The sequence below is a fragment of the Actinomadura chokoriensis genome (assembly GCF_041463665.1).
Lineage (GTDB): Bacteria > Actinomycetota > Actinomycetes > Streptosporangiales > Streptosporangiaceae > Spirillospora > Spirillospora chokoriensis_A.
In genome coordinates this window covers 58,758-75,685 of sequence record NZ_JAXCEJ010000003.1, presented here as the reverse complement: position 1 = coordinate 75,685, position 16,928 = coordinate 58,758, and the positions used below count along the sequence as shown (strand labels likewise).

Genomic DNA, 16,928 nt, shown 5'->3' with positions numbered 1-16,928 from the left:
TCGACGTCGTTGTCAATAGGTATCTCTAAGACATAGGTTGATCTGTGAGCCGGCGGAACCGACCGGCGCCAGGTATCGACGTCGCAATCGGATCGAAGGGGAGTGGGAGTGATGGAGGCTGGAGCGCCGACCGGTGCGGACGACCGGGCCAGGCCCTGGGACCAGGACGAGCTGCTCAGGCTGATGGACGTCCGGCCGGACGGTCCGGGGCGGTACACGGCCCCCGCCCACGGGCCCGCCGGCCGCAACGTGGTGGAGGCCGGCCAGCTCGTCGCGGACGCCGTCGTCGCCGCGTCCAAGGAGATCCCCGGCCAGCGCGTCACGTCCGCCACGATGATCTTCTCGCGGGCGGCCCGCCACGACGACGAGATCACCGTGGAGCTGGACGTCCCGCACCGGGGCCGGACCTACTCCACCGTCCAGGCGCGGGCGGTCCAGCAGGGGAAGGTGCGCGGCGCGGGCCTGATCCTGATGGGCGCGGACGCGGGCGACCTGGTCGCCTCGACGGCGCCGATGCCGGACGTGCCCCGCCCGGACGAGCTGAACCCGTTCGAGCCGCCCGAGATGCTGGTCGGGGGCAGGGAGATCCGCGTCGTCGACGACGCCTACGACTGGGACCCGGGGCATGTGGGGCCCCCGGAGCTGTTCGTGTGGACCCGCTTCGCCGCCGCGCCCCCGGCCGGGTACCTGCACGCCGCGCTGATGACGCAGTCGACGACGCACTGGACGATCGCGGCCGCGCTGCGCCCGCACGCGGGCTACAGCGAGGCCATGGCCCACAAGACGATCTCCACCGGGATCCTGACCGCCACGGTCTCCTACCATTCCGACGTCGACGTCACACAATGGCTGCTCTACGCCAACCAGGTCGTGTACACCGGCCGGGGGATGACGCAGAGCGAGGGGCGCGTCTACGCGGAGGACGGGCGGCTGGTCGCCTCCTACTCCGTGCAGGGCATGATCCGGCCGCTCACCGGCACCGCCCCGGTTTCGGGCACGACGCTATGAGGCCGCTCCCAGGTATTGACCTCGACGTCGAAACATACTTTGATGGTGAGCGCCAGGACCGGCGGGCCGCAGCCGCCCGCCCCCACGACCGACGACTGAAGGCGATACGGTGACGGCAAGCTCTGCTTTCGAAGGCTGGGGCCTCCGGACGGTTCCCGCCGGGCTCGCCCAGCGCTACCGCGACGAGGGCCGGTGGACCGGAGACTCCCTCGGCTCGATGGTGGCAGCGGGACTGCGCCGCGCCCCCCGCTCGCGCTTCCATGTACGGTCCGCGGCGCGCCCCTACACCGGCACCCTCGCCGAGGTGGACCGGGCGGCGCGCTCGCTGGCCTGGGCGCTGCGGGTCCGCGGCATCGGCCCGGGCTCGGTCATCGTGCTCCAGCTCCCGAACTGGGCCGAGGCCGCCATCACGTTCTGGGCCGCGACGTACACCGGGGCGACCGTCGTCCCCGTGGTGCACTTCTACGGCCCGAAGGAAGTCGGCTACATCCTCGACGTGGTCCGGCCCGACGCGATCGTCACCCCCGACGCCTTCGGCCGCACCGACCACTTGCAGCAGTACGAGGAGCTGCTGGCGAAACGGGACGCCGAGCCGCTCTGGCTGGTGGTGAGCGACCGTCCGGAGCGGGAGCTGCCCCGGGGCGCGACGCCCTTCCACCGGATGCTGGAGGCCGACCCGCTCCAGGAGCCGGAGGCCGTCGATCCCGCCTCACCGGCCATCGTCGGCTTCACCTCCGGCACGACGCTCAACCCCAAGGGCGTGGTGCACAGCCACCAGACGATCGGCTGGGAGGCGCGCCAGGCCGACCATTTCTACGGCAAGGGCGGGCCGCCGCAGATCGTCGGCACCCCGGTCGGCCACTTCATGGGGATGATCAACGCGTTCCTGCTGCCGCTGCTGCGGGCCGAGCCGGTGAACCTGATCGACCGGTGGGACCCGGCCGAGGTCCTGCGCATGATGGCCGCGGACGGTCTCGGCATCGCCGGCGGCCCGCCGTACTTCCTGACCAGCCTGCTGGACCACCCCGACTTCACCCCCGGGCACCTCACGCAGATCCCGTACATGGGGCTCGGCGGCGCGTCGGTTCCGGAATCGTTCACCGAGCGGGCGACCGCGGAGGGCATCGCGGTCTTCCGGTCCTACGGGAGCACCGAGCACCCGTCGGTCACCGCGAGCCTCCTGGAGGACGCGCAGGAGAAGCGGCTGCGCACCGACGGCCGCGCGCTGCCGGGCGCCGAGTTCCGCATCGACGAGGACGGCGAGATCCTGACGCGCGGCGCGGACTGCTTCATCGGCTACACCGATCCGGAACTGACCGCCCGCGCGTTCACCGGCGACGGCTGGTACCGCACCGGCGACATGGGCACGGTGGACGCCGACGGCTACCTCACGATCACCGACCGCGTCGCCGACGTCATCATCCGCGGCGGCGAGAACATCAGCGCGCAGGAGATCGAGTCGCTGCTGCTGAGCATGGAGCAGGTCGCCGAGGTCAGCGTCGTGGCCGAGCCGGACCCGCGGCTGGGCGAGCACGCCACCGCGGTGATCCGCCCGCACGAGCAGGCCGGTCCGGTCTCGCTGGACGACGTCCGCGCCCATCTGACCGCGGCCGGGCTGGCGCGGCAGAAGTGGCCGGAGTCGGTGCACCTGGTCACCGACTTCCCGCGGACCGCGACCGGGAAGATCCAGAAGTTCCGGCTGCGCGAGCAGGTCCGCGACGGCTCGCTGCGGCACGTCCGGTGACGGGCACAGGCCAGGGCGCCCACTGCGACGGTGCGGTGTGCGGTGGGCGCCCTTCCGAAAGGGGAGAGGGTTTGGAAACGCCGGGTTATGTCGAACGGCCGGACTACCGCGTCGACGTGCGTCGCAAACGGAACCTCGTCCAGGTCTCCTGCGACGGCGTCACGCTGGCCGAGACGACGGCCGCGCTCATGGTGGACGAGCAGGACCACGGCCTCGTCGTCTACGTGCCGCGGGCGGACGTGCGGGTCGAGCTCCTCGCCCCCTCCGACCACACGTCGCGGTGCCCCTTCAAGGGCCGGGCGAAGTACTGGCGGCTGCGGGACGGCGCCGCCCCGATCGCCTGGGAGTACCCCGAGCCCTACACCGAGGTCGCGCTACTGCGCGACCACCTCGCCTTCTACCAGGACCGGGCCGTCGTCCGGATCGGCGCGGCCGACCCGGTCACCTCGGCCCCCCGCCCCTGATACCGGCCCGGGCCGCCGGGCGCTCAGCGCAATTTCCGAAAGGGTGACAGTAATGCCGTCACGTGAGCTGCCGTTCCCGCTGTTCGACGCGGACAACCACCTGTACGAGACCGAGGACGCCTTCACCCGGTACCTGCCGAAGGAGTACCAGGGCGCCATCGAGTACGTCCAGGTCCGGGGACGGACGAAGATCGCGATTCGCGGGCAGATCAGCGACTACATCCCGAACCCGACGTTCGAGAGGGTCGCCCGCCCCGGCGCGCAGGAGGACTACTTCAAGAACGGGAACCCCGAGGGCAAGTCGTACCGGGAGATCGTCGGTAAGCCGATCGAGTCGGTCCCGGCGTTCCGGGAGCCGGCGCCGCGGCTGGAGCTGATGAACGAGCAGGGCATCCAGCGCAGCCTGATGTTCCCGACGCTGGCGAGCCTGCTGGAAGAGCGGATGCGGGACGACCCGGAGCTGACCCACGCCGCGACCCACGCGCTGAACCAGTGGCTGGACGAGGTCTGGTCGTTCAACTACCAGGACCGGATCTTCACCGCCCCGGTGATCTCGCTCCCGATCGTCGAGGAGGCGGTCAAGGAGCTGGAGTGGTGCCTGGAGCGCGGGGCGCGCGTGGTGCTGGTCCGTCCCGCCCCGGCCTACGGCGTCCGCGGTCCCCGCTCGATGGCGCTGCCGGAGTTCGACCCGTTCTGGAAGCTGGCCCAGGACAGCGGCACGCTGGTGGCCTTCCACTCCTCCGACAGCGGGTACCAGCGGTACACCGCGGACTGGGAGGGCAAGCAGAACGAGTACCTGCCGTTCACCCTCCAGCCCTTCCGCGAGATCGGCCAGTGGCGGGCGATCGAGGACACGGTCGCGTCGCTGATCTGCCACGGCTGCCTGTCCCGCTTCCCCGACCTGAAGATCGCCACCATCGAGACCGGGTCGTCGTGGGTGGGGCCGCTGCTGGACAAGCTCGCGGTCACCTTCAAGAAGATGCCGCACGGCTTCCAGGAGCACCCGGTGGAGCAGATGCGCCGGCTGATCCACGTGAGCCCGTTCATCGAGGACGACATGTCCGCGCTCGCCGACCTGCTCGGCATCGACCGGGTGCTGTTCGGCTCGGACTTCCCCCACCCCGAGGGCAAGGCCGACCCGATCACCTACATCGACGACCTCGCCGGCCTCAGCGACGACGCCAAGGCGAAGATCATGGGCGGCAACCTCTCCCGCCTCCTCCCCGTGTGACCGGGCCGTCCGGGCCCGGCGGCCCGGTCACCCGGGCGCGCGCCGGCCTCTACCTGCCGCAGATCCGGATGGACTTCACCGCCATCGAACGGCGCGCGCGGGCGGCGGAGGAGGCCGGCTTCCATTCCGTCTGGTTCATCGATCACCTGGCGCCCCCCGGGGGCCGCGGTCTCGACATGCTGGACGCCTGGACGGTCGCCACGGCGGTGGCCATGCGCACCGAGCGGCTGCGCGTCGGCCACCTCGTGCTGTGCGCCGAGTTCCGCCACCCGGCGGTGCTGGCGAAGATGGCCGCGAGCCTCGACGTCATCTCCGGCGGCCGGCTGGAACTCGGCCTCGGCTGGGGGTCGGTCCCCCGGGAGCTCACCGACTACGGTTTCCACGACCCCGGTCCCGCGGCCCGGGCCGGCCGGCTCGCCGAGACGATCGACCTCCTCCGCCTGCTGTGGACCGGGGAGCCGGTCGGCTTCGACGGCGAGCACTGGACGCTCCGGGACGCGGTCTGCCGGCCGCGGCCCGTCGCCGGCCGGGTGCCGATCCACCTCGGCGGCGCCGGCCCGCGGCTCACCATGCCCCTGGTCGCGGGCAGGGCCGACTGGTGGAACTGCCCGTCGAGCGCCGCGCACCGGCTCGCCGAACTGCGCCCGTCGGCGGGCGCGGCGCGGATCTCGGTCCAGCACCCGATCGGCCTGGCCGCCTCCTCGGCGGCGCGCGAGGAGGTCGTGGAGACCGCCCGCCGCCGCTTCGGCGCGTGGGGCGGGGTGATCGCCGGAACCCCCGACGAGGTCGCCGCCGAGCTGGCGCGCGAACGCGCGGCCGGAGCCGAACTTTTCGTCTGCCAGTTCCATGACTTCGGCACGCCGGAGACGATCCGGCTCTTCGCCGAGGAGGTCCTCCCGGCACTGGAACGGCCCATCACCTCGAAGGAGCACGGGGAGTGACCATCAGCAGCGAGCCGCCCGCGCAGAAGTACCTGCTCGACGAACTGGGCTTCGCGACCAGGCGGGACGGCGAGGACCTGTGCGGTTCGGCCTCGATCACCCCCGTGATGCACGTACCGGGGACGACGCGCCTGCGGACGTCCATCCTGGCCGCGTGGGCCGACACCCTGACCGGCCTGCTGGCCACCCAGGTCACGACTCCGCGGGTTCCGGTGACCCTGGAACTCGACGTGCAGCTGTACCGTCCGGCCCCCGCGGAGGGCACCGTCGAAGGGATCGCCAGGGTCGTCAAGGTCGGCCGTTCGGTCTTCGTCTCCTCGGTCGAGTTCACCTCGTCCGGCGCGGGACCGCTGGCGATCGCGAACGCCTCGTTCATGATGGCGCCGGATCCGGGCCTGAAGCTGCCGCCCAGCTTCGACGTCGAACTCCCGGCGCGGGAGGACCGGATGGTCCTGCCGTTCGCCGAGCGCGCCGGCTGCGAACGTCGCGGTCCCGGCGTGGCCGTCCTTCCCCGGTCCGAGGACGGCTTGAACGTCTCCGGCACCGTCAACGGCGGGCTCATCGCCCTGGCCGCCGAGGAGGCGGCGCTGTCGCTGGCGCCGGGCGACACGTTGTGCTCCCTCGGCCTGCGCTACGTCCAGCCCGCCCGCGTGGGACCCGTCGTCGCGACCGCCCGCCAGCAGGACGGGCTCGGCCAGGTGGAACTGCGCGACGCCGGCAACGGCGACCGCCTCAGCTGCATCGCCACCGCCAGAACCTTCCCCGCCGGAGCCTTCCCGGGCGCCCGGTAGCCGGGCCCGGCCGAGCCCGGCGGGGCCCGTTACGCGAGGAACTCGTCGGCGAACCGGCGCAGGCCGTCCAGCGCCTCCCGGGAACGGGCCCAGGGCGCGACGATCAGGCGTGTCACGCCGGCCCGTGCATAGGTCTCGACCTCTTCGGGCCGGCCGATCCGGGCGCCGGGCAGCGTGACCTCGATGGGGGACGTCCGTCCGGCGCCCTCGGCCAGTTCGCCCAGCCGCGCCAGCGAGCGGGGGAGCCGTTCCAGGGTGTGGTTCATCGGCATCCAGCCCGTGCCGACCGTGGCCGCCCGGCGCAGCGCCGCCGCCCCGTCGCCGCCGATGTGCAGCGCCGGACCCGGCCGCTGCACCGGCTTCGGCTCGAACGCGACGGGGCCGAAGTCGAAGTGGTCCCCGTGGTGCTCCACCACGGCCTCGCTCCACAGGCGGCGGCAGATCTCAATGGCCTCGTCCATCCGGGCCCCGCGGCGGTCGAAGTCCAGCCCGACCGCCTCCCATTCGGCGCGCAGCCAGCCGGCCCCGACACCGAACGCGAGCCGCCCGCCGGACAGGACGTCGGCCGTCGCCGCCGCCCGGGCCGTCACGAACGGGTGCCGCAGCCCGATGTTGTACACGCAGGTGCCGAGCCTGATCCGGGTCGTCCGCGCGGCCAGGTGGCACAGCACGCCGAACGCGTCGAAGACCGGGACGTCTGGGGGGATCGGCGGGTGGTCGGAGCCCTCGTGCGGGCTCCCCGCCCCGTCGACCGGCAGGACCAGGTGCTCGGGGATCCACACGGACTCGAACCCGAGCCGGTCCGCCTCCTCGGCCACCTCGCCCCAGAGCCGCGGACTGACGGCGCCGAGCTGCACCCCGAACTCCATGCCGGCCTCCCGACCCGCCGTGCGTTCTCGATATCGAAGTCAGTAGTGAATGCGGCCGCTCACTGGCTCTTGAGCTTGTCCTTCATCCCGTCGAGCTGCATCAGGACGGGGAGGCCGCTGTCGCTGAGGGCGTTGCCGTGGCCGGTCTGGTGGATGTCGAAGACCGACTGGATGGCGGCGTAGAAGCCCTGGACGTCCTGGGTCTGGTTGACGGCGCGTTTGGCCTGCCGCAGGGCGAAGGGGTGCATGCGGGCGATCTGGGCGGCCAGTTCCATCGCGGCGTCGTCCAGTTGGTCCAGGGGGACGACGCGGTTGACCATGCCGACCTTCTCGGCCTCGTCGGCGGTGATGGCGCGCCCGGTGAACAGGATCTCCTTGGCCTTGCGCGGCCCCAGTTCCCAGGTGTGGCCGTGGTATTCGACGCCGCCGATGCCCATGTGGACCACCGGGTCGGAGAACTGCGCGTTGTCGGCCGCCACGATCAGGTCGCAGGGCCAGCACAGCATGAGGCCGCCGGCGATGCACTTGCCCTGCACCGCCGCGATCGACGGCTTGGGCACGTTGCGCCACCGCAGGGAGTACTCCAGGTAGCGGCGTGCCTCGATGCCGTAGATGTACTCAAGGGTGAGCTTGTCGGGGGCGGGACCTCCGCCCTTCATGTCGTGCCCGGCCGAGAAGTGCCTGCCGTTGCCGCGCAGCACGATCACCCGCACCTCGTCGTCGGCCGCCGCCTTCGACCACGCCGCGTCGAGATCGTCCAGGAGTTCCATGCTCTGGGCGTTGGCCGCCTCGGGACGGTTCAGCGAGATGACCGCGACCCGGTCCTCGACCTCGTACAGAATGTGGTCCATCGGATTCTCCTTGTCTGACCGGCCGAGCAGGCGCCCGGCGAGCATGGGGGCGGGCTCAGGCGGCCGCTTCCGCCTTCTGCGGTTCCGGCCGCCAGAACGTCGCGAGCAGGCCCGCCGTCGCGACCGCGGCCACGCCGAGCGCGACGCCGCCGCCCGCCCAGCCGTCCAGCACGATCCCGGCGGCGTCGTCCACCGACCACTTGCCCGGGCCGAGCAGCGCCAGGGCCAGCGAGACCACCGCCAGCACGAGGACGTACTCGTAGCCCTCCTTGAAGACGAAGAACCCGTTCGGGCGGTGCGCGAGGATCCCCGCGACCAGCATCACCGAGATGACCGCCGCGCAGGCCAGCGGCGTGAGGAAGCCGATCACCAGCAGCGCGCCCGCGCCGATCTCGGTGACCACGCTCGCCCACGCCTGCACCCTCCCGTGCCGCAGGCCGAGCCCCGAGAACCAGCGGGCGGTGCCGTCGATGCGGCCACCGCCCACCCAGTGATTGACCCCGTGCGCGATCATCGTGACGCCCAGCACCGCGCGTACCAGCAGCAGGGCGACGACCTCGGCGTCCATCACGTCCACCTTCCAGCCGCCGCGGCGGGCACCATTCTTGACATTGAAATCAGAATCAATATTCGGCCACCGGCCGGGACCGTGTCAAGGCCGGGTCACCCGGGGACGCGATGCGGCAGCATGCATACGAGGACGCCCGGAGCGTGCTCGCGGACACCCTCGACGAGGAGCAGGCTCCACTGGTCGTAGAGGAACCGGTAGCGGGGACGCGTCGATTCGACGATCGGGATCAGCGCCATGTGCGGGCGGTCGTCCCGTGCCGCGGCGCGGGCGATGTACTCCACGAGGGGACGCACCCTCGCGTCCCGCGGACTGGTCAGGATCGTCAGCCGCACCCCGGGATCCCACCGGTCCCACCGCTCCCGGAGTCCGCGGGCGTGCTCCTCGTCGGAGGACACCGCGACCGCGACGACGTCGCCGCCCAGGCTCAGCGCGGCGCCCAGGGCCTTCCCGGTCATCGCCCCGAGGTCGTCCACCGGCACGATGACCCGCCAGGCGGCGCGGGCCGCCTCCGGTCGCTCGGAGGGGACGCGGCCGAGCCCGAGCTCCCGGCCGACGCGGTCGTAGTAGCGGCGGATGCGGGCGAAGAGCAGCATCAGCAGCGGCACCGCGACGACGACCACCCACGCGCCCTCGGTGAACTTGGTGACCAGCAGGACCGCCGTGGCGATCGCGGTGAGGACCGCGCCCGCCCCGTTCAGCAGCGCCTTCCCCGTCCAGCCCTGGGGGCGCAGCCGTGCCCAGTGCAGGACGAGACCGGTCTGGCTGATCGTGAACCCGGTGAACACCCCGATGGCGAACAGCGGGAGCAGCCTGCTCGTGCGGGCGTCCACCGCGAGCAGCAGCAGTGCGGCGGCGAGCGCGACGGCGAGCACGCCGTACCGGTGCACCGGACGCTCGCCGCGCAGCGTGAACAGGTGGGGGAGCCTGCGGTCCTTGGCGAGCAGGCTGAGCAGGACGGGCAGGCCGCCGAAGCTCGTGTTGGCGGCCAGCGCCAGCGCGACCGCGACGACGATTCCGGCCGCCCGGTAGAGCCAGCCGGTGCCGTAGGCCCCGGCCGTGAGCTGCGCGAGCAGCGTCACGCCCTCGCGCGGGGCGAGGACGTCCCGCCGGATCAGCAGCGCCAGCCCGATGAGCATCACGCCGAGCAGCGCGCCCAGCATCAGCTCGGTGCGCTGCGCCCGCGCGACGCGCGGGCGGCGGAACATCGGCACGCCGTTGGCGATGGCCTCCACTCCGGTCAGGGCGGCGCAGCCGGCCGAGAACGCCTTGAGGATCAGCAGGAGGCCCAGTGCCTCGTGGGCGTGCGGGAGCACCGCGCCGCCGACGGACGCCACCGGGTGGCCCCGGATCAGCCCGGCCGCGACGATCCCGAGGACGGTGACGATGAACAGCAGGGTCGGCGCCATCAGGAACCGGGCGCTGTCGGTGATCCCGTACAGGTTGACCGCGGTCAGCACCGCCAGGACCGCCAGCGCCACCGGCAGCAGGTGGGGCCGCAGCGCCGGGAAGGCCGAGGCGAGGCTCGCCGCGCCCGACGCCAGGCTGACCGCCACGGTGAGGACGTAGTCGACGATGAGCGCCGCCGCGGCCAGCATGCCCATCCGGGGCCCCATCTCCGTCTTCGCCACGGCGTAGGAGCCGCCGCCGTCCGGGTGCACCGCGATCACCTGCCGGTACGACACCACCAGCACGGCCAGCAGCGCGGCGATGGCCAGGGTGATCGGCAGGGTGCGGCGCACCTCCGGGACCCCCGCGGTGATCAGCACCAGGGCGATCGCCTCGGGACCGTAGGCGACCGAGCTGAGCGCGTCCAGCGACAGCGCGACCAGCCCCTGGAGGCTGGTCAGACGGCTCTTGTCGCCCTCCCCGTGGCGTCGCTGGAGCCGCGGGCGGCGCCCTCCCGCGAGCGGTCCCCGCGCGTGCACCAGCGCCCGGCCGGCCTCCACGCCGGGCGGGCCGGCGCCGGAACCGGCCGGGCCGGCGTCAGCCATCGACGAAGCCGGTGTCCATTCCGGCGGCCTGTTCCTCCTCGGTCGTCCGCATCCGGAACAGCCGGTCGATGATCTTGCCGATGAGGTAGGTGACGACGAAGGCGTAGACGCCGACCGCGATCACCGCGACGACCTGCTTGCCGAGCACCGAGGCGGAGCCGCCGTAGAACAGCCCCGGCACGCCGCGCTCCCAGCCGGTGGCCAGGAAGCCGAGCGCCACCACCCCGACGATCCCGCCCGCGCCGTGGATCCCGGTGACGTCGAGGGTGTCGTCGTAACCGGCGACGAGCTTCAGCTCCACCGCGTAGGTGCACACCAGGGCGGCCACGACGCCGATGAGGAAGGCGCCCTCGACGCTGACGAAGGCGCAGGACGGCGTGATGGCGACCAGCCCGGCGAGCACGCCGCTGGACGAGCCGAGCCTGGTCAGGTGCCGGAACCGGAACCACTCCAGCGTCCGCCAGGTCAGCATCCCGGCGCAGCCCGCGATCATCGTGCTGACGAACGCGCGGGTCGCGAGCGCCCCGTCGCTCAGCGCCGAGCCGGCGTTGAACCCGAACCAGCCGAACCACAGCAGGCCGAGACCCAGCATGACGAACGGGACGTTGCCCGGACGGGGGCCCTCCCGGCGCCGGAAGGCGACGCCCGGTCCGAGCACGAGCGCCATCGCAAGCCCGGAGATGCCGGAGTTGAGCTCCACGACCAGGCCGCCGGCGAAGTCCATCACCCCCCACTTGCTCAGCCAGCCGGAACTCGCGAACACCCAGTGCGCGATGGGGAGGTAGACCAGCGTCACCCACACGACGACGAAGAGGATCCACGGCCCGAACCTGGCACGGCCCGCGATCGAGCCGCTGATGAGCGCGACGGTGATGATCGCGAACGTCAGCTGGAAGCACGCGTAGATCTGCTCCGGGATCCGGCCCTGCAGCGCGGTCGGGCCGATGTGACCGAGCCGCCAGTTGCCCCAGCCGATGAGACCGAGCCCGCCGGCGTCCTTGCCGAACGCTATCCCGTACCCGTACAGGAACCACAGGATCGTGACGAGGCTGATGCAGACGAAACTCATGTAGAGCATCGACAGCATGTTCTTCGAGCGGACCATGCCGCCATAGAAAAAGGCGAGCCCGGGAGTCATCAGGAGCACCATCGCGGTGCTCACCATGAGCCAGGCGGAATCCCCCGTATTGAGGCCCGTCGACATATTCGAACCAATCGTCGATCCGTCTTCCGCCGGGCGCTCGGCGGAAAGGCTACCGCCCTTATGTTTCGCATCACGGCGGTGCGCCAAACTCAATATTCCATGGCTTGACCAATGATTTGCGAGTACCGATTTTTCGCGATGCGGGAACGTGGGAAGTGAGCACGTTGTCGGCCATGCAGGTGAGTGCGGAGCATGCCCGGGACGGGTTCCCGGCGATGGGAGAGTGTCGATGGCACCACCGCCGCCGTCCGCGGATGCGCCCGGCGAGGACGCCGCGCCCGCCCCGGGGCGGGCGAAGGAATCTCTCCTCGCGATCGTGCGAGGCGTCGCCCAGGTGGAATTCCAGCCCAGCGTCTGGACCGGTTTGATCTTCATCGTCGCGCTGTTCGTCGGGGGCTGGCAGTTCGGCGTCTTCGCGCTGCTGGGCGTCGTGACCGCCACCGTGACCGCCTACCTGCTCGGGGTCTCCTGGGATCGCGTCTCGATCGGCCTCGAAGGCTTCAACGGGACGCTCATCGGCGTCGCCCTGGTGCTCTACCTGGGCGCGACCTGGTCGACGGCCGCGCTGGTCGTCGGCGGGGCGATCGCGGGCAGCGTGCTCACCGCGGCGCTGAACGCGGTGCTCAGCCCGTACAACCTGCCCACCTTCACCGCGCCGTTCTGCGTCGTGGCGCTGGTGATGGCGATCGGCGCGCCGTCCTACAACCGCGTGTGGGCCCACCACTTCAACACCGCCCCGCCGTCGGCCGCCGACCCCGGCACCGCGATGACGTGGCACGACTTCTGGCACGGCTTCTTCAACGGGATCGGCCAGGTGTTCTTCCAGGACGCCTGGTACGTGGGGCTGATCTTCCTGATCGGGCTGGCGGTGTCGAGCCGGGTGGTCGCGGCGGCGGCGGCCGTGTCGAGCCTCATCGGCCTGCTGACCGGCTGGTGGCTCGGGGCGCAGGCGGCCGACCTCGGCGCCGGCCTGTACGGCTACAACGCGGTGCTGACCGGGATCGCGCTCGGCGGGACGTTCGTCGTGCTCAGCCCGGCCGGCGCCGTCTACGCGGCGATCGGGGCGGCGACCGCCGCCGGGCTGACCGCGGGTCTCACCAACCTTTTCAACGTGGTCGGCGGCCACACCCTGACCTGGCCGTTCGTGCTGGTCGCCTGGGTGTTCCTGGCAGCCGTCCCGATCTTCTCCAAGATTCGGCGGGTCACGTGAGGGGCTCACCGCCGTCCGTGTCCCGGCGCGTCCGGGCAGAAAGGGGCATTCATGAACCTGTCACCACGAGAGATCGACAAGCTGCAGATCTTCACCGTCGCGCAGATGGCGGAGAAGCGCCGGCAGCGCGGCCTGAAGCTCAACCACGGTGAGACGGTGGCGCTGATCAGCTCCGCCATCGTCGAGGCGGCGCGGGACGGCAAGTCCGTCTCCGACTGCATGGAACTGGGCAAGCAGGTCGTCGGGCCGGAGGAGGTGATGCCGGGCGTGCGCGGCATGCTGAAGCTGATCCAGGTCGAGGCCGCGTTCGACGACGGCACCAAACTCGTCTCCTGCCACGATCCCGTCGGCGGCGGCAAGTGACGGGACCTCCCGGACGCGCCGTCCTGCCGGTCGGCGGGCACGAGAGCCGCGGCGCGCTCCCGGCCGGCGCGGCGCCGTTCACCCTGCCCGGGGCCGGCGAGGTCCGCGGCCCCGGACGCGGGCTGCGGACCTCGCTGCGGGACCGGCCGCGCGCCGTCGCGGTGCCGCTGACGCTGGGCCGCGACGCGGACCTCGCGCCGGCGGCCGCGCAGACCCTGGCCTGGGCGGCCCGCGACCGGCGGCCGGGCGACCTGCTGCTCGCCGAGCCTCTCGGCACGCTGACCCACCTGGTGGGCTGGATTCGCGCGGCGGTCATGCGGATCGCGCGGCCCGGGGACGACGCGCAGGCCGTGCTGCTGGTCGCGCCGGCCGCCGGGCCCGACGCCGACGCGGAACTGTTCAAGGTGGCGCGGCTGGTCTGGCACCATCTGCCGGTCCGCCGGGTCGAGGTCGCCCTGGACGGCGGCGAGCCCGACGTGGTCGAGGGCGTCGAGCGCTGCCGCCGCCTGGGCGCACGCGAGGTCGCCCTCGTCTCCGCCTCGCTGGTGCCGCCGCCGCGGTGCCCCGGGGCGGTCGCCGCCGGGCCGCTGCTCCGGCCGGCGGCCGTCGGGGCCCTGATCCGCGAACGCGCCGCCGCGGCGGAGCGGCGCTGGGAGCGCGACGGCGAGGACGGGCTCGCGGTGGCCGCGCACCACGGGCACTCCCATGAGAGCCGCCATCACCACGCTTTTCCCGAAATCACCGAGACGACCCTGGAGGGGGCGGCCGCTCATGGCTGATGACCTGTACATGTTCGGCAAAGGAGAGATCGAACTCAACAAGGGCCAGCGCAGGGAGTCGCTGACCGTGCAGAACACCGGTGACCGGGCCATCCAGATCGGCTCGCATTACCATTTCTTCGAGGTCAACCGGGCGCTGAGCTTCGACCGCGAGAAGACCATCGGAATGCGGCTGGACATCCCGGCCGGTACCGCCGTCCGGTTCGAGGCGGGCGACACCAAGGAGATCCGGCTCGTCGAGTACGGCGGCGGCATGCGCATCGTCGGCTTCGGCGGCCTGCTCAACGGAAGCGCCCGGTCCCGCGCCGCGCGGGAGGCCGCGTTCACCCGGATGCACGAGTGGGGCTACCTGGACAGCGAGATGGCGGGCGGCGACGGATCGGGCAACGGGCACCGGGCCCCCGCCAAGCGCTCCGGGCGCGCGAAGGCGGGCGCGGGCCGATCGAGGAAGGGCTGACGATGGCGACCACGATCACCCGCGAGAAGTACGCGAGCATGTACGGCCCCACCGTGGGCGACCGGTTCCACTTGGCCGACACCAACCTGGTCGTCGAGGTGGAGAAGGACTACAACGAGGGCCACTATGGGGACGAGACCCAGTACGGCGGCGGGAAGACCGCGAGGGACGGCATGTCGGCGGATCCGGCCTCGCTGAACTCGACGACCACCCTGGACACGGTCATCACCAACGCCGTGATCATCGATCCGCTGCTGGGCGTCGTCAAGGGCGACATCGGGATCAAGGACGGGCGGATCGCCGGCGTCGGCAAGTCCGGCAACCCGCACACGCAGAACGGGGTGGACCGGCGGCTGATCGTCGGGCCCGGCACCGAAGTGATCTCCGGGGAGAACCTCATCGCGACCGCCGGCGCGATCGACAGCCACGTCCACTTCATCGCGCCCCAGCAGGCGCAGCACGCGCTGAGCAACGGCATCACCACCCTGGTCGGCGGCGGCACCGGGCCCGCCGACGGAAGCCGCGGGACCACCTGCACGCCGGGGCCGTGGAACATCTCCCGCATGCTCCAGGCGTACGAGGGGATCCCGGTCAACATCGCCGTCTACGGCAAGGGGAACGGCAGCCTGCCCGGCCCGCTGGACGAGCAGCTGCGCGCCGGGGCCTGCGGGCTGAAGGTGCACGAGGACTGGGGCACGACGCCGATGGTCATCGACTGCGCCCTGCGCGTCGCCGACGACCACGACGTGCAGATCTCCATCCACACCGACACCCTCAACGAGGCCGGGTTCGTCGAGGACACGATCAGCGCGATCGACGGCCGCGCGATCCACACCTACCACTCCGAGGGGGCGGGCGGCGGGCACGCGCCCGACATCCTGCAGATCACCTCGGAGCCCAACGTGCTGCCGGCCTCGACCAACCCGACGCTGCCCTACACGGTGAACTCGGCGGACGAACTGCTGGACATGACGATGGTCTGCCACCACCTCAGCTACGACGTCCCCGAGGACCTGGCGTTCGCCGAGAGCCGCGTCCGCGCCGAGACGATCGCGGCGGAGACGGTGCTCCACGACCTCGGCATCATCAGCATCATCGGCTCGGACTCGCAGGCGATGGGCCGGGTGGGCGAGACGGTCACCCGGGCCTTCCAGGTCGCGCACCACTGCAAGGACAAGCGCGGCGCCCTGCCCGAGGACTCCTCGCGCAACGACAACAACCGCGTGCTGCGGTTCCTCGCCAAGGTCACCATCAACCCGGCCCGCACCTGCGGGATGGCCAACGACATCGGGTCGCTGGAGGACGGCAAGCTCGCCGACATCGTGCTGTGGCCGATCCGCTCCTTCGGCGCGAAGCCGGCCATGGTCATCAAGGGCGGCATGATCAGCTGGGCGCAGATGGGCGACCCGAACGCCTCGCTGCCGACCCCGCAGCCGGTCTACCTCCGGCCGACGTACGGGGCGATGGGCAAGGCGCTGGCGAAGACCTGCGTGACGTTCATGTCGGACGCGGCGATCTCGGACGGCGTCCCGGAGAAGCTCGAGCTGGACCGGATCGTCCGGCCGGTGCGCCAGTGCCGCACCGTCGACAAGCGGCACATGATGTACAACTCCACGCTCGCCGAGGTCAGGGTGGATCCCGAGACCTACCGGGTCACGGTGGACGGGGAGCCCGTGTCGATCGAGCCGGCGCGCGAGCTGCCGCTGAACCGGCTGCACTTCATCGCATGACGGACCGGCCGGCCGGAACCGGGGGGCTGGAGGCGCTGCTGGCGCAGCTCCAGCTCACCGACTCCGGCTTCCCGAGCGGGCTCTACACCCTGTCGCACGGGCTGGAGGGCCACGTCCAGCTCGGCCGGGCAGCGCCGGAGGATCTGCGCGACCTGGTCTCGGACCTGGTGCGGGCCGCGGGCACCGCCGACGCGGCGGCGCTGGCGCTGGCGCACCGGGCGGTCGCGGCCGGCGACTGGGACCTGCTGGTGGAGACCGATCGCAGGCTGCACGCGATCAAGCTGAACCGGGAGCAGCGCAGGGCGTCGGTGCGCACCGGCCGGCAGGTCCTGGACACCGCCGGGCCCGCGTTCGGCTCGGCTCCGGCGGCCCGGCTGGCCGCCCTCGTCGCGGACGGCGCGACGCCCGGCACCCACGCGGTCGTCGTGGGGGCGGTGCACGCGGGCCTCGGGGTGCCCGTGCGGGACGCGGTGGCGAGCGACCTGTACGCCTTCGCGGCGAGCTGCGCCGCGGCGACGGTGCGGCTCGGCCGGCTCGACTTCCGCCGGGCGCAGGCGCTGCTGCGCGAGGTCCGGCCGGATCTCGTCCGGGCGGCGGGCGCGGCGCTGGCCGCCCGGGACCCCCGGGACCTGCACGCCTCGGCGCCCGCGGCGGACGCCGTCGCGGCCGTGCACGAGCGGGCCGAGGCGCGGCTCTTCATAACCTGAATGATCGGACGAGGGGG

Annotated in this window: 17 protein-coding genes; 12 read left to right on the top strand and 5 right to left on the bottom strand. The window is 72.1% G+C overall.

Annotated features, from left to right (window positions below; all coding sequences use genetic code 11):
- The first annotated feature begins 111 nt into the window (after window positions 1-111).
- From SM418_RS06555 to SM418_RS06530, 6 genes are all read left to right on the top strand, one after another.
- Window positions 112-1,008: an acyl-CoA thioesterase gene (locus SM418_RS06555; RefSeq protein ID WP_371939743.1), complete on the top strand. Its 897-nt coding sequence runs from the start codon at window positions 112-114 to the stop codon at window positions 1,006-1,008.
- A gap of 109 nt (window positions 1,009-1,117) precedes the next feature.
- Complete coding sequence (locus SM418_RS06550) at window positions 1,118-2,752, top strand: AMP-binding protein (protein WP_371939742.1); 1,635 nt, start codon at window positions 1,118-1,120, stop codon at window positions 2,750-2,752.
- A 116-nt stretch (window positions 2,753-2,868) separates the two neighbouring features.
- Entirely contained in the window at window positions 2,869-3,216 is a 348-nt protein-coding gene (locus SM418_RS06545; protein WP_371939741.1) for a DUF427 domain-containing protein, read from the top strand.
- Between the two features lie 52 nt (window positions 3,217-3,268).
- Complete coding sequence (locus SM418_RS06540; RefSeq protein ID WP_371939740.1) at window positions 3,269-4,447, top strand: amidohydrolase family protein; 1,179 nt, start codon at window positions 3,269-3,271, stop codon at window positions 4,445-4,447.
- Window positions 4,444-5,388, top strand: a complete 945-nt coding sequence (locus SM418_RS06535) for an LLM class flavin-dependent oxidoreductase (protein WP_371939739.1) — start codon at window positions 4,444-4,446, stop codon at window positions 5,386-5,388. The genes SM418_RS06540 and SM418_RS06535 overlap by 4 nt, the downstream gene beginning before the upstream one ends.
- Entirely contained in the window at window positions 5,385-6,179 is a 795-nt protein-coding gene (locus SM418_RS06530; RefSeq protein WP_371939738.1) for a PaaI family thioesterase, read from the top strand. The genes SM418_RS06535 and SM418_RS06530 overlap by 4 nt, the downstream gene beginning before the upstream one ends.
- 29 nt (window positions 6,180-6,208) lie before the next feature.
- On the opposite strand, the gene SM418_RS06525 is transcribed toward SM418_RS06530, so the two are convergent.
- From SM418_RS06525 to SM418_RS06505, 5 genes are all read right to left on the bottom strand, one after another.
- Window positions 6,209-7,048, bottom strand: a complete 840-nt coding sequence (locus SM418_RS06525; RefSeq protein WP_371939737.1) for a TIGR03619 family F420-dependent LLM class oxidoreductase — start codon at window positions 7,046-7,048, stop codon at window positions 6,209-6,211.
- 59 nt (window positions 7,049-7,107) lie between these two features.
- On the bottom strand, window positions 7,108-7,899 hold the full coding sequence (locus SM418_RS06520; protein ID WP_371939736.1) for an enoyl-CoA hydratase: 792 nt from the start codon (window positions 7,897-7,899) through the stop codon (window positions 7,108-7,110).
- 55 nt (window positions 7,900-7,954) lie between these two features.
- Window positions 7,955-8,467, bottom strand: coding sequence for a DoxX family protein (locus tag SM418_RS06515; RefSeq protein ID WP_371939735.1), 513 nt, complete (start codon window positions 8,465-8,467; stop codon window positions 7,955-7,957).
- A 95-nt stretch (window positions 8,468-8,562) separates the two neighbouring features.
- Window positions 8,563-10,461, bottom strand: coding sequence for an APC family permease (locus SM418_RS06510; protein WP_371939734.1), 1,899 nt, complete (start codon window positions 10,459-10,461; stop codon window positions 8,563-8,565).
- Window positions 10,454-11,665: an ammonium transporter gene (locus SM418_RS06505; RefSeq protein WP_371939733.1), complete on the bottom strand. Its 1,212-nt coding sequence runs from the start codon at window positions 11,663-11,665 to the stop codon at window positions 10,454-10,456. The genes SM418_RS06510 and SM418_RS06505 overlap by 8 nt, the downstream gene beginning before the upstream one ends.
- 229 nt (window positions 11,666-11,894) lie before the next feature.
- On the opposite strand from SM418_RS06505, the gene SM418_RS06500 reads away from it, so the two are divergent.
- The 6 genes from SM418_RS06500 to SM418_RS06475 are packed head-to-tail and all read left to right on the top strand — an operon-like array spanning window position 11,895 to window position 16,911.
- The gene (locus SM418_RS06500) at window positions 11,895-12,875 is read left to right on the top strand and encodes an urea transporter (protein ID WP_371939732.1); all 981 of its coding nucleotides are present in this window, start codon (window positions 11,895-11,897) and stop codon (window positions 12,873-12,875) included.
- Between the two features lie 51 nt (window positions 12,876-12,926).
- Window positions 12,927-13,238 carry an urease subunit gamma gene (locus SM418_RS06495; RefSeq protein WP_371939731.1) on the top strand — a complete coding sequence of 104 codons (312 nt, stop codon included), beginning with the start codon at window positions 12,927-12,929 and terminating at the stop codon, window positions 13,236-13,238.
- A complete protein-coding gene (locus tag SM418_RS06490) occupies window positions 13,235-14,017 on the top strand; it encodes a sirohydrochlorin chelatase family protein (RefSeq protein WP_371939730.1) in 783 nt (260 codons plus the stop codon). Before SM418_RS06495 ends, SM418_RS06490 begins: the two co-directional genes overlap by 4 nt.
- Complete coding sequence (ureB, locus tag SM418_RS37950; RefSeq protein WP_443098358.1) at window positions 14,010-14,474, top strand: urease subunit beta; 465 nt, start codon at window positions 14,010-14,012, stop codon at window positions 14,472-14,474. The genes SM418_RS06490 and ureB overlap by 8 nt, the downstream gene beginning before the upstream one ends.
- 2 nt (window positions 14,475-14,476) lie before the next feature.
- Window positions 14,477-16,204, top strand: a complete 1,728-nt coding sequence (gene ureC / locus SM418_RS06480; protein ID WP_371939729.1) for an urease subunit alpha — start codon at window positions 14,477-14,479, stop codon at window positions 16,202-16,204.
- Entirely contained in the window at window positions 16,201-16,911 is a 711-nt protein-coding gene (locus SM418_RS06475; RefSeq protein ID WP_371939728.1) for an urease accessory protein UreF, read from the top strand. The genes ureC and SM418_RS06475 overlap by 4 nt, the downstream gene beginning before the upstream one ends.
- Window positions 16,912-16,928: the final 17 nt, after the last annotated feature.